General features: G+C 54.8%; 17 protein-coding genes. 5 read left to right on the forward strand and 12 right to left on the reverse strand.

The window, feature by feature from the left end; genetic code table 11:
• Position 1 precedes the first annotated feature (1 nt).
• Entirely contained in the window at positions 2 to 274 is a 273-nt protein-coding gene (locus RT197_RS12380; protein ID WP_312951027.1) for a PTS sugar transporter subunit IIB, read from the reverse strand.
• A gap of 79 nt (positions 275 to 353) precedes the next feature.
• Entirely contained in the window at positions 354 to 797 is a 444-nt protein-coding gene (locus RT197_RS12385) for a PTS sugar transporter subunit IIA (RefSeq protein ID WP_312951030.1), read from the reverse strand.
• A gap of 249 nt (positions 798 to 1046) precedes the next feature.
• Here RT197_RS12385 and RT197_RS12390 point away from each other — a divergent pair, with 249 nt between their 5' ends.
• Positions 1047 to 2066: a LacI family DNA-binding transcriptional regulator gene (locus RT197_RS12390; RefSeq protein ID WP_312951032.1), complete on the forward strand. Its 1020-nt coding sequence runs from the start codon at positions 1047 to 1049 to the stop codon at positions 2064 to 2066.
• Positions 2067 to 2116: 50 nt separating this feature from the next.
• Here the strand turns inward: RT197_RS12390 and yfcD are convergent, their stop codons facing one another.
• Both yfcD and yfcE read right to left on the reverse strand, forming a co-directional pair.
• On the reverse strand, positions 2117 to 2662 hold the full coding sequence (gene yfcD / locus RT197_RS12395) for an NUDIX hydrolase YfcD (protein WP_312951035.1): 546 nt from the start codon (positions 2660 to 2662) through the stop codon (positions 2117 to 2119).
• A 54-nt stretch (positions 2663 to 2716) separates the two neighbouring features.
• Entirely contained in the window at positions 2717 to 3268 is a 552-nt protein-coding gene (gene yfcE / locus RT197_RS12400; RefSeq protein ID WP_312951237.1) for a phosphodiesterase, read from the reverse strand.
• 136 nt (positions 3269 to 3404) lie between these two features.
• On the opposite strand from yfcE, the gene yfcG reads away from it, so the two are divergent.
• The 4 genes from yfcG to RT197_RS12420 all read left to right on the forward strand — a co-directional run bounded on the left by yfcG (position 3405) and on the right by RT197_RS12420 (position 5949).
• Entirely contained in the window at positions 3405 to 4031 is a 627-nt protein-coding gene (gene yfcG, locus RT197_RS12405) for a GSH-dependent disulfide bond oxidoreductase (protein ID WP_312951239.1), read from the forward strand.
• Positions 4032 to 4073: 42 nt separating this feature from the next.
• Complete coding sequence (gene folX / locus RT197_RS12410; RefSeq protein WP_312951241.1) at positions 4074 to 4436, forward strand: dihydroneopterin triphosphate 2'-epimerase; 363 nt, start codon at positions 4074 to 4076, stop codon at positions 4434 to 4436.
• 19 nt (positions 4437 to 4455) lie between these two features.
• Positions 4456 to 5358 (forward strand): TIGR01777 family oxidoreductase, encoded by a 903-nt coding sequence (locus RT197_RS12415; RefSeq protein ID WP_312951038.1) that lies wholly within the window; start codon positions 4456 to 4458, stop codon positions 5356 to 5358.
• 69 nt (positions 5359 to 5427) lie between these two features.
• On the forward strand, positions 5428 to 5949 hold the full coding sequence (locus RT197_RS12420; RefSeq protein WP_312951040.1) for a GNAT family N-acetyltransferase: 522 nt from the start codon (positions 5428 to 5430) through the stop codon (positions 5947 to 5949).
• A gap of 10 nt (positions 5950 to 5959) precedes the next feature.
• On the opposite strand, the gene hisP is transcribed toward RT197_RS12420, so the two are convergent.
• The 8 genes from hisP to cvpA form a co-directional block, all read right to left on the reverse strand.
• Complete coding sequence (gene hisP / locus RT197_RS12425; protein ID WP_312951042.1) at positions 5960 to 6733, reverse strand: histidine ABC transporter ATP-binding protein HisP; 774 nt, start codon at positions 6731 to 6733, stop codon at positions 5960 to 5962.
• Positions 6734 to 6740: 7 nt separating this feature from the next.
• Positions 6741 to 7457, reverse strand: coding sequence for a histidine ABC transporter permease HisM (gene hisM / locus RT197_RS12430; protein ID WP_312951044.1), 717 nt, complete (start codon positions 7455 to 7457; stop codon positions 6741 to 6743).
• Entirely contained in the window at positions 7454 to 8140 is a 687-nt protein-coding gene (locus RT197_RS12435) for a histidine ABC transporter permease HisQ (protein ID WP_312951046.1), read from the reverse strand. The genes hisM and RT197_RS12435 overlap by 4 nt, the downstream gene beginning before the upstream one ends.
• A 59-nt stretch (positions 8141 to 8199) precedes the next feature.
• A complete protein-coding gene (gene hisJ / locus RT197_RS12440) occupies positions 8200 to 8982 on the reverse strand; it encodes a histidine ABC transporter substrate-binding protein HisJ (RefSeq protein ID WP_312951048.1) in 783 nt (260 codons plus the stop codon).
• A gap of 249 nt (positions 8983 to 9231) precedes the next feature.
• Positions 9232 to 10014 (reverse strand): lysine/arginine/ornithine ABC transporter substrate-binding protein ArgT, encoded by a 783-nt coding sequence (argT, locus tag RT197_RS12445; RefSeq protein WP_312951051.1) that lies wholly within the window; start codon positions 10012 to 10014, stop codon positions 9232 to 9234.
• 247 nt (positions 10015 to 10261) lie between these two features.
• Positions 10262 to 10852, reverse strand: a complete 591-nt coding sequence (locus RT197_RS12450) for a UbiX family flavin prenyltransferase (RefSeq protein ID WP_312951052.1) — start codon at positions 10850 to 10852, stop codon at positions 10262 to 10264.
• A gap of 93 nt (positions 10853 to 10945) precedes the next feature.
• Entirely contained in the window at positions 10946 to 12463 is a 1518-nt protein-coding gene (purF, locus tag RT197_RS12455; protein ID WP_312951055.1) for an amidophosphoribosyltransferase, read from the reverse strand.
• Between the two features lie 33 nt (positions 12464 to 12496).
• Positions 12497 to 12985: a colicin V production protein gene (cvpA, locus tag RT197_RS12460; protein WP_312951058.1), complete on the reverse strand. Its 489-nt coding sequence runs from the start codon at positions 12983 to 12985 to the stop codon at positions 12497 to 12499.
• Between the last annotated feature and the right edge of the window lie 12 nt (positions 12986 to 12997).

Raw genomic sequence — 12997 nt, forward strand, 5'->3', positions numbered from 1 at the left:
GTTACCGTTGAGAAAAGTAAGCGCTGAGTTTCGCTTCCAGTTCATTGATATCAATAATATTGTTGATAACCACCAGTTGGTTTTCCGGTACGCTGGCGCTGGCGGCAATGTCTTTCGCCATCACAAATAAATCAGCGGCCCCTGGGGTGGCGGAGGATAAATCTGAATGCTCGACCTCTGCGTCGATATTCAATTTTTTCAGCACTTTTTTAATATTCATTTCGACCATAAAGCTGCTGCCGAGACCGGAGCCGCAAATCGCCATGATTTTCATTATTATCACCTTTTTTGAGTAGAGTACGTACGCATCACGCTTCCTGGCGTAATGTCGTCATATCGGCACTGGGTTAAAATCAGAATGCGTGAATAATGGCTTTTATTTCCTCCTTGTCATTCGCCTGGTGTAATTTTTCCATTTCTTCTTCGCTGGAGAATAATTCCGCCAGCGCGGCGATCATTTCAATGTGGCTGTGCTTGTCAGGTGCCGCCAGCATAATAATGACATCCACCGGATCGAATTCTTCGGCGGCGAAAGAGACGCCGTGCCGCAGTTTCAGTAATGATAATCCCAGCCCGCGCGCGCCCTCTTCCGGGCGGGCGTGCGGCATGGCCAGCCCCGGAGCCAGTACGTAGTAAGGTCCGAGCTTTTGCTGCTGCTGCACAATCGCCGTGACGTAATCAGGAGTGATGATCTTCGCTTCCAGCAGGGGCTTCGCGCAGATCTCCAGCGCCTGCGTCCAGCGATCGACGCGGTCATGCAGTTGAATGGTGTGGTCCGTAAGCCATTTTTCGAGCATTTCGCTTTCCTCGCCTGTGGAAAAGATGAACAAACTTTATGCGAGGAATATAGAGTTAACTGTGATGATAGTCACAAAGATAGCGCTATCAAAAAGAAGGTGCCAAAAGTGTGATAGCGCTATCAAATTACGATCATTGACGGAAATCCCAGCAACGTTAAGGGTATCAGGCGTATACTGTTGTTCTGTAAACGCGCGCAAATACAACGAAAAAGCGTATAAGATCATTGAGGTTACGCAGGAAACAGAATGGCTATAACCCGAAAACGGCGCAATACCGGTAAGGTCACGCTGGCTGATGTGGCGCAGCTCGCGGGAGTGGGTACGATGACCGTATCGCGCGCGCTCCGCACGCCAGAACAGGTTTCTGATAAATTACGTGAAAAAATTGAGGCCGCCGTCCATGAGCTGGGCTATTTGCCGAATCTGGCGGCCAGCGCCCTGGCATCGGCGTCGTCACGGACCATCGCGATGGTGGTGCCGAATCTCGCCGAGTCCGGCTGTTCGGAAATGTTCGCCGGGCTGCAACAGGTGCTTCAGCCTGCCGGGTATCAAATCATGCTGGCAGAGTCGCAGCACCGGCTGGAGCAGGAAGAAAAGCTGCTGGAAACGCTGCTTGCGTCCAATCTCGCAGCCGCCATTTTGCTCAGCGTCGAGCACAGCGAAACCGTGCGCCAGTGGCTGAAAAATTCCCCGATGCCGGTAATGGAAATTGGCGCGGTCAGCGCCGATCCGGTCGATATGAATATCGGTATTGATAACGTTGCGGCGATGTTTGAACTGACGCAAACCCTGATCCAGCGCGGCTATCAGAATATCGGCCTGCTGTGCGCCAATCAGGAACAGTGGATTTTCCAGCAGCATCTTCAGGGCTGGTATAAAGCGATGCTGCGTCATCACATGTCGCCAAACCGGGTGATTAACGCCGCCGCGCCGCCCACCTTTTCGACCGGTGCCGCGCAGCTACCGGAGTTCATTCTCGCCTGGCCGGAGCTGGATGCGCTGGTGTGCGTGTCGGATGAACTGGCCTGCGGCGCGCTGTATGAATGCCAGCGCAGGCGCATCAAAGTGCCGGATGATTTAGCGATTGTCGGGTTTGGTGACAGCGATGTGAGTCGGGTTTGCCAGCCGCCGCTGACGACGATTGCCGTGCCGCACCGGCAAATCGGGATTGAAGCAGGCCGCGCGCTGCTGGCGCGTCTGAATGATGAGACCTGGAAAAGCAAAGCTCCGATTGCCTCGAAGCTTTGCCTGCGTGAAAGCTGCTAGTCCGATCGTTTAGCGATCCCGACGCTTCCCGCGCGCCGGGGCTAACGAATTTACTCGGCCGCTTCCAGCCTGGTGGCCTCATTACTGGCGTTGCGGGTCATCCACAGCGCCAGCGCCTTGAGAGAATCCGGGGTGAATTCGTCGCAGCGGGCGGTAATCTCGGCAGGTTCCATCCAGCTGACTTCACTGACTTCTTCTTCCTGAAGCGCAAACGGACCGTGTGAGACACAGCTGAACAGCCCACCCCAGACGCGGCAGTGCTCATCTTCAAAGTAAAACTGTCCGTGCTCGGCGAACGGCACGCCAGCGATGCCCAGCTCTTCCTCCGCCTCACGGCGGGCGGCTTCCAGCATGGCTTCATCGGCCTGCACAACGCCGCCAGCGGTGGCATCCAGCATACCGGGCATAAAATCTTTGCTTTCAGTACGGCGCTGCACCAGAATTTTCCCCATACCATCGTGGACGACAATATAGGTTGCGCGATGACGCAGGCACTGCGCGCGCATCTGGGCGCGGGTTGCCTGCGCGATGACTTCATTGTCCTCGTTGACAATGTCCACCCACTCCATACCTGCCAAATGACTCTGCTCCACCATCTGAAACCTTCTTTTACAAGCGCTCTACAGGCGCGTTTATGGTTGACGGGTAAATTACGGATTAATCGCTATCTGTGCAATAACCCGTTGATCATTGAGTGCGATAACACGCAATACGCCGTGTTCGAACATGCCATAGCTGGCTTCATTCCCTCCTTTGGGAATACTGACCGAGCCAGGATTAAAATGGTAGATGCCGTCACGTTTTTCCGCCACTGGCAGATGCGTATGCCCTGAAACCAGCACGTCGCCGGGCAGCAGCGGCGGGCGGTTATCCGGTCCGTACAGATGCCCGTGGGTTAAAAACAGGCGCTGGTCAGCGGTCAGGATCTGCTGCCAGGGGGCCATCAGCGGGAAATCCAGCAGCATCTGGTCCACTTCGCTGTCGCAGTTACCGCGCACTGCGATAATCCGCGCGGCGTGCGCATTAAGACGCTCCGCCACCTGCGCAGGCGCGTACCCTTCCGGCAACGCATTGCGCGGCCCGTGGTTAAGAACGTCGCCCAGTACCACCAGCCAGCGCGCCCCGCTCTGTACGAAAATCGACAGCACCCGTTCAGTGGCCGGTAGCGAGCCATGAATATCCGACGCGAACATCAGTTTCATCACCGTCATCTCCTTAAAAATATATCAGTGCGATGATACGGGATTTTTTGCTTTCCCGCCTCGCCGAAAAACCGCCCGCGCAGGAAGCACCTATACTTTCAGCAGACCTGAGAAAATCCGCACAAAGGGAGTAATGATGATTGATCTCTACTATGCCCCGACCCCCAACGGTCATAAGATCACCCTCTTTCTGGAAGAAACCGGGATCGACTACCAGTTGATTCGGATCAACATCAGTAAAGGCGATCAGTTTCGCCCCGATTTTCTCGCCATCTCACCGAATAATAAAATCCCGGCGATCGTCGATCGTCATCCCGTTGACGGTGGCGCGCCGTTAAGCCTGTTTGAGTCGGGGGAGATCCTGCTTTACCTCGCCGAAAAATCCGGTCAGTTGCTCAGCGGCGAACTGCGCGAACGTCATACCACGCTCCAGTGGCTGTTCTGGCAGATGAGCGGTTTTGGTCCAATGCTGGGACAAAATCATCACTTTAACCATTTTGCCCCGCAGCCCATCCCTTATGCCATTGAACGTTATCAGGTGGAGACGCAGCGCCTGTATAACGTCCTTAACAAACGGCTGGGCAGTGCGCCCTGGCTTGGCGGCGAGCACTACAGCATCGCCGATATCGCCTGCTGGCCGTGGGTTCATGCCAGCCAGCGCCAGCGGATTGATTTAAATAATTACCCGGCGGTCAACAACTGGTATCAGCGCATTCTTCATCGCCCGGCCACCGAAAAAGCGTTGCAGCTGGCGCAGCCGTAGTTGGGTATGATGGATGTTCTGGAAGCCACGGAGAAAACAACAATGCCGCTATCAGACGCTATTATTCGGATTAAAAACCTGCGCCTGCGTACGTTTATTGGAATCAAAGAAGAAGAGATCGCTAACCGTCAGGATATTGTCATTAACGTCGTCATTCATTATCCGGCGGAGCATGCGCGCGCCAGCGAGGACATTCAGGACGCGCTGAACTATCGCACGCTCACCAAAAGCATTATTCAGCACGTTGAAAATCATCGTTTCTCGCTGCTGGAAAAATTAACTCAGGATGTGCTCAATCTCGCCTGTGAGCATCCGTGGGTAACCTATGCTGAAGTGGAGATCGATAAACTTCATGCGCTGCGCTATGCCGACTCGGTCTCGATGACCATGAGCTGGCAGCGCTAAGCGCCATCACGGAGGGGATATGCATATTCTGCTCACCGGCGGTACTGGCCTGATTGGTCGTCACCTTATTCCACGCCTGCTGGAGCTGGGGCATACGATAACGCTGGTCACCCGCAATACTCAGAAAGCGCGCCAGACCTTCAATGACCGGGTCACGCTGTGGAAAGGGCTGGACGGACACAGCACGCTGGATGGCATCGACGCGGTGATTAATCTTGCCGGAGAGCCGATTGCCGACAAACGCTGGACGGAGGCGCAAAAACAGCGCCTGTGCCAGAGCCGCTGGCAGTTAACCCAGCGGCTGGTGGATCTGATCAATGCCAGCGAAACGCCGCCCGCCGTACTCATCTCCGGCTCTGCCATCGGCTACTATGGCGATCTCGGTGAAGTAGTGGTTAATGAAGAAGAGCCGCCGCACAACGAGTTTACCCATAAGCTTTGCGCCCGCTGGGAGCAGATTGCCTGCGGTGCGCAAAGCGATAAAACCCGCATTTGCCTGCTGCGTACCGGCGCGGTGCTGACACCGGATGGCGGGATGCTGGCAAAACTGCTGCCGCTGTTTCGCCTCGGCCTCGGTGGGCCGATTGGCAATGGCCGTCAGTATCTGGCATGGATCCACATCGACGATATGCTTAACGGCATTCTCTGGCTGCTGGACAACGATTTGCGCGGGCCATTTAACATGGTGTCGCCGTATCCGGTGCGCAATGAACAGTTTGCCCACGCGCTCGGCCACGCCCTGCATCGCCCGGCGTTGATGCGCGCCCCCGCGCCGATTGTCCGGCTGATGATGGGCGAATCCTCGGTGCTGGTGCTCGGCGGTCAGCGCGCCCTGCCGAAGCGACTGGAGGCCGCCGGTTTCGCCTTCCGCTGGTACGACCTGGACGAAGCCCTCCAGGATTTAGTAGGCACCCGGCGTTAATAGCAGGATGATTTTGCTTCTCGTCCGGTGATAAGGTATCCCGCCTGCTTCACCGGACTGATGATATTTATGCTTACGCTATTGACGCCCCGCTTTACTCTTTCTTCTTTTCAGGAAACCGACTGGTCATTCTTTCGCACACTGCGCCAGAACAGCGACGTCATGCGCTATATGGCGAATATTGCCAATGAAGCCGATACGCGTCGCATCTTTGAACAGCGGCTGAAGGAAAAGAATGCCTTTGTGATCCGTGCGCACGGGGACGAGACGCCGCTTGGCGATATCGGCCTGCGGGTCAGTCAGGCGCATCCCGGCGAGGCGGACATCGGCTATTCCATACTGCCTGCGTTTCAGGGACGTGGGATCGCCAGCGAAGCGCTGCGGGCGCTGTGTGAGTACGCTTTTTATCAGACGCCGGTAGAAGCGCTGAATGCGTGGGTGCTGGCGGAGAATACCGGCTCGGTGAGAGTGCTGGAAAAAGCCCGCTTCAGGCGGGTTGAGTCCCTGGAGAAAGCGTTTCTGCTGAACGATGAATATTATGACGACTGGTCGTTTCGCCTGACGAAAGCGGCGTTTGTCGCGGGGAGTTAACCCCCCGCGTTTATTTCAGCGATCCCTTCAAAAACTGTTGCAGGCGCGGACTTTGCGGATTGCCAAACATTTGCTCCGGTTCACCCTGTTCCTCAATTTTGCCCTGATGCAGGAAAATGACGTGCGATGAAACGTGGCGCGCAAAGCCCATTTCATGCGTCACCACCACCATCGTTTTTCCTTCTTCGGCCAGTTGCTGCATGATACGCAGTACTTCGCCAACCAGCTCCGGGTCAAGCGCAGAGGTCGGCTCATCAAACAGCAGCACTTCCGGTTCCATGGCTAAAGCACGGGCGATAGAAACGCGCTGCTGCTGCCCGCCGGACAGATGCACCGGATATTTGCCCTGCGCCCGCTCATCAATACCCACTTTCGCCAGGTATTTCTGCGCGCGCTCGCGGGACGCCTGTTTGCTAAGCCCAAGCACCTGAATCGGCGCTTCCATCACGTTCTCCAGCACGGTCATGTGACTCCACAAGTTGAAGTGCTGGAAGACCATCGTCAGCCGGGTGCGCAGCAGGCGTAGCTGATTTTTATCCGCCACCTTAAGCTGCCCGTCTTTATCACGCACCAGAGTGATATTCTGCCCGTTGACGGTGATGGTGCCTTCACTCGGTTTTTCGAGAAAGTTAATGCAGCGCAGAAAGGTACTTTTACCCGATCCCGACGATCCGATAATCGAAATCACGTCCCCGGCATTGGCCGTCAGCGACACCCCTTTCAGCACCTCATGCTCGCCGTAGCGCTTGTGCAGATCGATAACGTTTAATTTATTTTCAGACATCGTATTCTCAGTGCGTCGAGGAAGGTTTTACATGCTGCAACCAGCGCTTTTCCGCCTTGCGGAATAAACTGATCAGCACATAAGAGATGATTAAATACAGCACCGCCGCAATGCCAAACGCGGTAAATGGCTGATAGGTTGCCGAATTGATATCGCGGGCGATCTTCAGCAAATCCGGCACCGTGGCGGTAAACGCCAGCGCGGTTGAATGCAGCATTAAGATCACCTCATTGCTGTACGCTGGCAGCGCAATCCGCAGTGCGGAAGGCAGAATGATGCTGCGGTACATTTTAAAGGACGAAAAGCCGTAGGCGCGCGCCGCTTCAATCTCGCCGTGCGGCACCGAACGGATCGCTCCGGCGAAAATTTCGGTAGTATAAGCGCAGGTGTTCAGGGTCAGCGCCAGCACCGTACAGTTCAGGCCGCTGCGGAAAAAGGCGTTCAGCAGTTCGGTGCCCTTCACCACTTCCAGCGTGTACATCCCGGAATAGAACACCAGAAGCTGGACGTACAGCGGCGTGCCGCGAAATATGTAGGTGAACAGCCAGATGGGAAAGCGGATAAATTTATTGTTTGAGACGCGGCCAATGGCGAGAAACACCGCCAGCACGCCGCCCATCACCACCGAGGAGATCAGCAGCCACAGCGTAATAGCCACGCCGGTCATCCGGTAGCCGTCGGTCCACAGCAGCGACTGCCAGTATTCCTGAATAATCTCGATCACAGGTCAGCCCTCTTCACACCCACGGAGTAGCGGCGTTCGAGCAGCAGCAGCACACCATTAGAGACCGTCGTAAATACCAGATAGATCAGACCGCAGACGATGGCAAAGTAAAACGGCTGCCAGGTACTTTTTCCCGCCAGCTGCGTCGCCTTAACCACATCCTCCAGCCCCAGCAGCGAAACCAACGCCGTCGCTTTGAGGATCACCTGCCAGTTATTGCCAATACCGGGCAACGCGTAGCGCATCATCGCCGGAAACAGAATGCGGCGGAAAACCTGACCACCGGTAAAGCCAAACGCCTTTGCCGCTTCGATATGGCCTCCCGGCACCGCCATAAACGCGCCGCGAAAGGTTTCGGTAAAGTAGGCTCCGTAGATAAAGCCAAGCGTGATGATCCCGGCGACCATCGGGTCGATATCAAACTGCGCCATCCCCAGCGCATCAGTGATGCTGTTAAGCACAATTTGCAGGCCGTAAAAAATCAGCAGCATCAGTACCAGATCCGGCACGCCGCGAATAAGCGTGGTGTAGCCTTCGAAAATCAGCGCCAGCGGACGGCTGTTAGAAAGCTTTGCGCCAGCACCGATCAGGCCAATGGCGACTGACAGCACCACGGCGCTTAACGCCAGCTCCAGCGTCACCAGCGCGCCCTGTAAAATAACGTGAGAAAACCCGTGCAGCATTCAGCTCGTCCTGTCCAGATACGGGCCTCCTCCCGAAAAGAGGAGACCGGAGCGGCGACTTAGCCGCCGTAAACATCAAAATCGAAATACTTTTTCGCCAGCTTTTCGTAAGTTCCGTCCGCGCGCATCTCGGCAAAGGCGTTATTCAGCGCCTCGCGCAACTCGTTATCCTCTTTGCGCAGTCCCATTCCGGTGCCGACGCCAAACAGTTTTTCATCTTTAATCGAAGGACCGCCAAATTCATAGTCCTTGCCGATGGACTGCTTGAGGAATCCTTCGCTGGCGGCGACTTCATCCTGGAAAGCGGCATCAATACGACCCGCGGTAAGGTCGGCGTAGATATTGTCCTGGCCCTGATAGGAGACGATTTCAACGCCCTTCGGTGCCCAGTGCTGATTTCCGTAGGTTTCCTGCGTCGTGCCCTGCAATACGCCAACGCGCTTTCCTTTCAGCTTGTCGAGGTCAGGAACGACGCCGGAGCCTTTTTTCACCACCAGTCGGGAATCTGCGGCATAGAGCTTGTCGGTGAAAGCAATTTCCTGCTGGCGTTTTTCGGTAATCGACAGCGACGACATAATGGCGTCAATTTTCTTTGCTTTCAGCGACGGGATCAGCGCATCCAGCGGGTTTTCGACGAAGGTACACTGGGTTTTAATCCGCGTGCACAGTTCTTTCGCCAGGTCGATATCAAAACCAATTAACTCACCCTGTGAATTTTTCGATTCAAAAGGGGCATAGGTGGGATCGGTGCCAATACGTAACTTTTGCGGGATTGCTGCGAATGCGCCAGAGAAACTGGAAGCCGCCAGAACCAGAGAAAGGGACAAGACCAACTTTTTCATAATTATCCTCAACAAACGGTCATTCTAATGGGATTTATGGTGAAAATAAGGTGCAGGTATCGTGCCATTATTCGGGGCGGCAAGGCAAAATATTCTGCACCCAAAATGCGATTTTTTCGCATCAGAAACGCTTAACTATGCATTTGTGCGCAAGGATGGTGCAGGTACTGCACCATCGCGATGCATAAATCCCATCAATGCCCCACGCCAGACACTGGCGGGAGCATTGACGATTTCGTCTGTTCTGGCTTAATCACCGTACACATTGAAATCGAAATATTTTTTCGCCAGTTTGTCGTAGGTGCCGTCGGCGCGCACATCTTTCAGCGCTTTGTCAAAGGCAGCTTTCAGTTCGGTGTCATCTTTGCGCAGGCCCACGCCGGTGCCGTCGCCGAAGAATTTCTTGTCTTTAACCGAGGCACCGGCAAAGGCAAAATCTTTCCCGGCAGGCTGTTTGAGGAACCCTTCGCTGGCGGCGACTTCATCCTGCAACGCAGCGTCAAGGCGTCCCGCTGCAAGGTCGGAATAGATCAGATCCTGGTTGGCATAGGCAATAACATCCACGCCTTTGCTGCGCCAGTGATCGTTACCGTAGGCTTCCTGGGTAGAGCCTTGCAGGACCCCGACGTGTTTCCCTTTCAGCGACTCCAGCGTTGGCTGGATCGGCGAGCCTTTCGCGGCAATCAGGCGCGAGTCGGCAGCGTATAATTTGTCAGAGAAAGCGATTTCCTGCTGGCGCTTCTCGGTGATGGAGAGAGAAGAGATAATTGCGTCGATCTTTTTCGCCTTCAGCGACGGGATCAGGGCGTCAAAATCGCTGCCAACCCAGGTACATTTCACCTGAATACGCTTGCACATCTCATTACCCAAATCGATATCAAAACCCACAAACTGCCCTTTCGCATCTTTTGATGAAAAAGGTGCATAGGTGGCATCTGTACCAATACGCACCGTCTGCGGTAGCGCGGCATTGACGCTGGCGGCGCTGCTTAAACCGATCAATAAAGACAGAGCCAGGACCGACTTCTTCATACATTCCCCTCAGATGTGGTGATTTTATTATGTCGTGGTGTTGTGCTGCGGATAAACCTTGCAGGTTTTATGCCATTTCAGCGCCGGAAGCGGGAACGGTGAAATGTGTTAATAAAACGTTGCAAATTATCATAAAGTGAAGATAGCAGGTCTGACAGACGAACCGCAGCAGCAGAAAGGGAAAATGACAGGAAAATGTCGGGGATATGATCGCGGTTACAAAAATGCCCTGAAACAGGGCATGTTTTTAACGTTCGCGCTCTGCGGGTGCGCTTCCTGCCCAGCGGGTGAAGAGGTCTTCGGGCAGTTCGATATCAAGCTGATCGAGCACCCGGTTTACCGTCTGGTTGATGACATCATCAATGGATTGCGGACGGTGATAAAACGCCGGAACGGGCGGCATGATCACCGCGCCCAGCTCTGCCGCCTGGGTCATCAGGCGCAGATGCCCCAGATGCAGCGGCGTTTCGCGCACGCACAGTACCAGCGGGCGGCGCTCTTTCAGCACCACGTCGGCGGCACGCGTCAGCAGGCCGTCGGTGTAGCTGTTCACAATGCCGGACAAGGTTTTGATCGAGCACGGCAGGATCACCATACCCGCCGTTTTAAACGACCCGGAGGAGATACTGGCGGCGATATCGCGCGCATCGTGAACGACGTCCGCCAGCGCCTGAACTTCGCGCAGGGAAAGATCCGTTTCCAGCGCCAGCGTCTGGCGCGCGGCCAGGCTCATCACCAGATGCGTTTCTACATCGGGAACGTCACGTAAAATCTCTAATAACCGCACGCCGTAAATCGTGCCGCTGGCCCCCGAAATGCCGACAATGACTCTTTTCATGAACATGTCCTTAATTCGTCATGCGCAGACTTTGCCGGATCCGGGTAACAGTTGCAACCGCCACGCCCCTGTATCAGAAACGTAGCGCCGGGATCATCCTTCGTTGTGCATCTCTAAATTTTCCACTTCGTTCTGACGCTGTACCGCTTTGGAATCGTCATTGCGCAGGGAATCGAGATAGTCGAGATACTGCTGATCGACATCTTTAGTAACGTAAATACCGTTAAATACCGAGCATTCGAACTGCTGAATTTCCGGGTTCTCTGCGCGGACCGCATCGATCAGATCGTTCAGATCCTGGAAAATCAGGCCATCAGCGCCAATGATTTGGCGGATTTCATCCACTTCACGCCCGTGGGCGATCAGTTCGTTGGCGCTCGGCATATCAATACCGTAGACGTTCGGGAAGCGAATTTCCGGTGCGGCAGAGGCCAGATAAACTTTCTTCGCCCCGGCTTCACGCGCCATCTCGATAATTTGCTCGGAAGTGGTGCCGCGCACGATGGAATCGTCAACCAGCAGCACGTTTTTATCGCGGAACTCGGCGCGGTTAGCGTTGAGCTTGCGGCGCACTGATTTACGGCGCAGCTGCTGGCCCGGCATAATAAATGTGCGGCCGACGTAGCGATTTTTTACGAAGCCCTGGCGGTAAGGTTTGTCCAGAATTCGGGCGATTTCCAGCGCGATATCGCAGGAGGTTTCCGGGATCGGGATCACCACGTCGATGTCCAGATCTTCCCACTCGCGGGCGATTTTCTCACCGAGCCTGGTGCCCATGTTCACGCGGGCGCTGTAAACGGAAATTTTGTCGATAAACGAATCCGGGCGGGCAAAGTAAACGTATTCAAACAGGCACGGATTGCTGACCGGGTTGTCAGCACACTGGCGGGTGAAGAGCTGGCCTTTTTCGGTGATGTAAATGGCTTCGCCCGGCGCAACGTCGCGCAGGAATTCAAAGCCCAGCGTATCGAGCGCCACGCTTTCCGAAGCCACCATGTATTCAATGCGCCCGTCGCCGATCGCGCGCTTGCCCAGCACCAGCGGGCGAATGCCGTTCGGATCGCGGAAGGCGACCATCCCGTGGCCGATAATCATCGCCACGCAGGCATACGCGCCACGGATCAGGCGGTTGGTCGCGGCAATGGCGGCAAAAATGTTGTCGGCTTCCAGCGGGTAGTGGCGGAAGTTATCCAGCTCGCTGGCAAAAACGTTAAGCAGAACTTCGGAATCAGAAGTGGTGTTGATATGGCGGCGCTTCTCCTCGAACAGCTTTTTACGCAGTTCGTGAGCGTTGGTCAGGTTGCCGTTGTGAGCAAGCGTAATACCATACGGTGAGTTAACGTAGAAAGGCTGCGCTTCTGAGGCGCTGGAACTGCCAGCGGTTGGGTAGCGGACGTGACCGATACCCATATTGCCCTGCATACGCTGCATGTGACGCGCTTCGAACACATCGCTGACCAGGCCGTTGGCTTTACGTAACCGAAAGCCGTTATTCGCATCAATGGTAATGATGCCTGCGGCATCCTGGCCACGATGCTGAAGCACCGTTAACGCGTCATAAATAGACTGGTTGACCGGCATAACACCGGCGATACCGACAATACCGCACATACGTCTTTTCCTCGTTAAGCCACATCTCAGGACTTATGCCCTGGGCAAGAAACTTGACGAGCTTTGCAGATAATCAAAGAACCATCTGATGATGAAACTGAATTGCGGAATGAGCTGGGATTTTTGCCAGTCTTCGCTTTTCGACATGCTGGTGAAGGTGTCCAGAAAGAACAGAATGGCAGCGACGATCAGCGCGCCACGCAGAGCGCCGAAGCAGATCCCCAACACCCTGTCCGTACCCGACAGGCCGGTTTTCTCCACCAGTTGACCTATCACGTAGTTCACGATAGCGCCAACGATAAGCGTCGCGATAAACAGTATCGCGATAGCAATCCCATTTCGAACCAGTTCGTCTTCAAAGCCCGTAAACCAGACTGACAGATAAGTGTAGTAATGACTGGCAACAAAGAAAGCACAACCCCATGTCACCAGCGACAACGCTTCACGAACAAAACCACGGATCAGGCTAACCAGACAGGAAAAACCAATTACCGCGATAATAGCGTAATCAATCCAGACCATTTTTGTCTCACG

Source organism: Superficieibacter sp. (assembly GCF_032071645.1).
GTDB lineage: Bacteria > Pseudomonadota > Gammaproteobacteria > Enterobacterales > Enterobacteriaceae > Superficieibacter.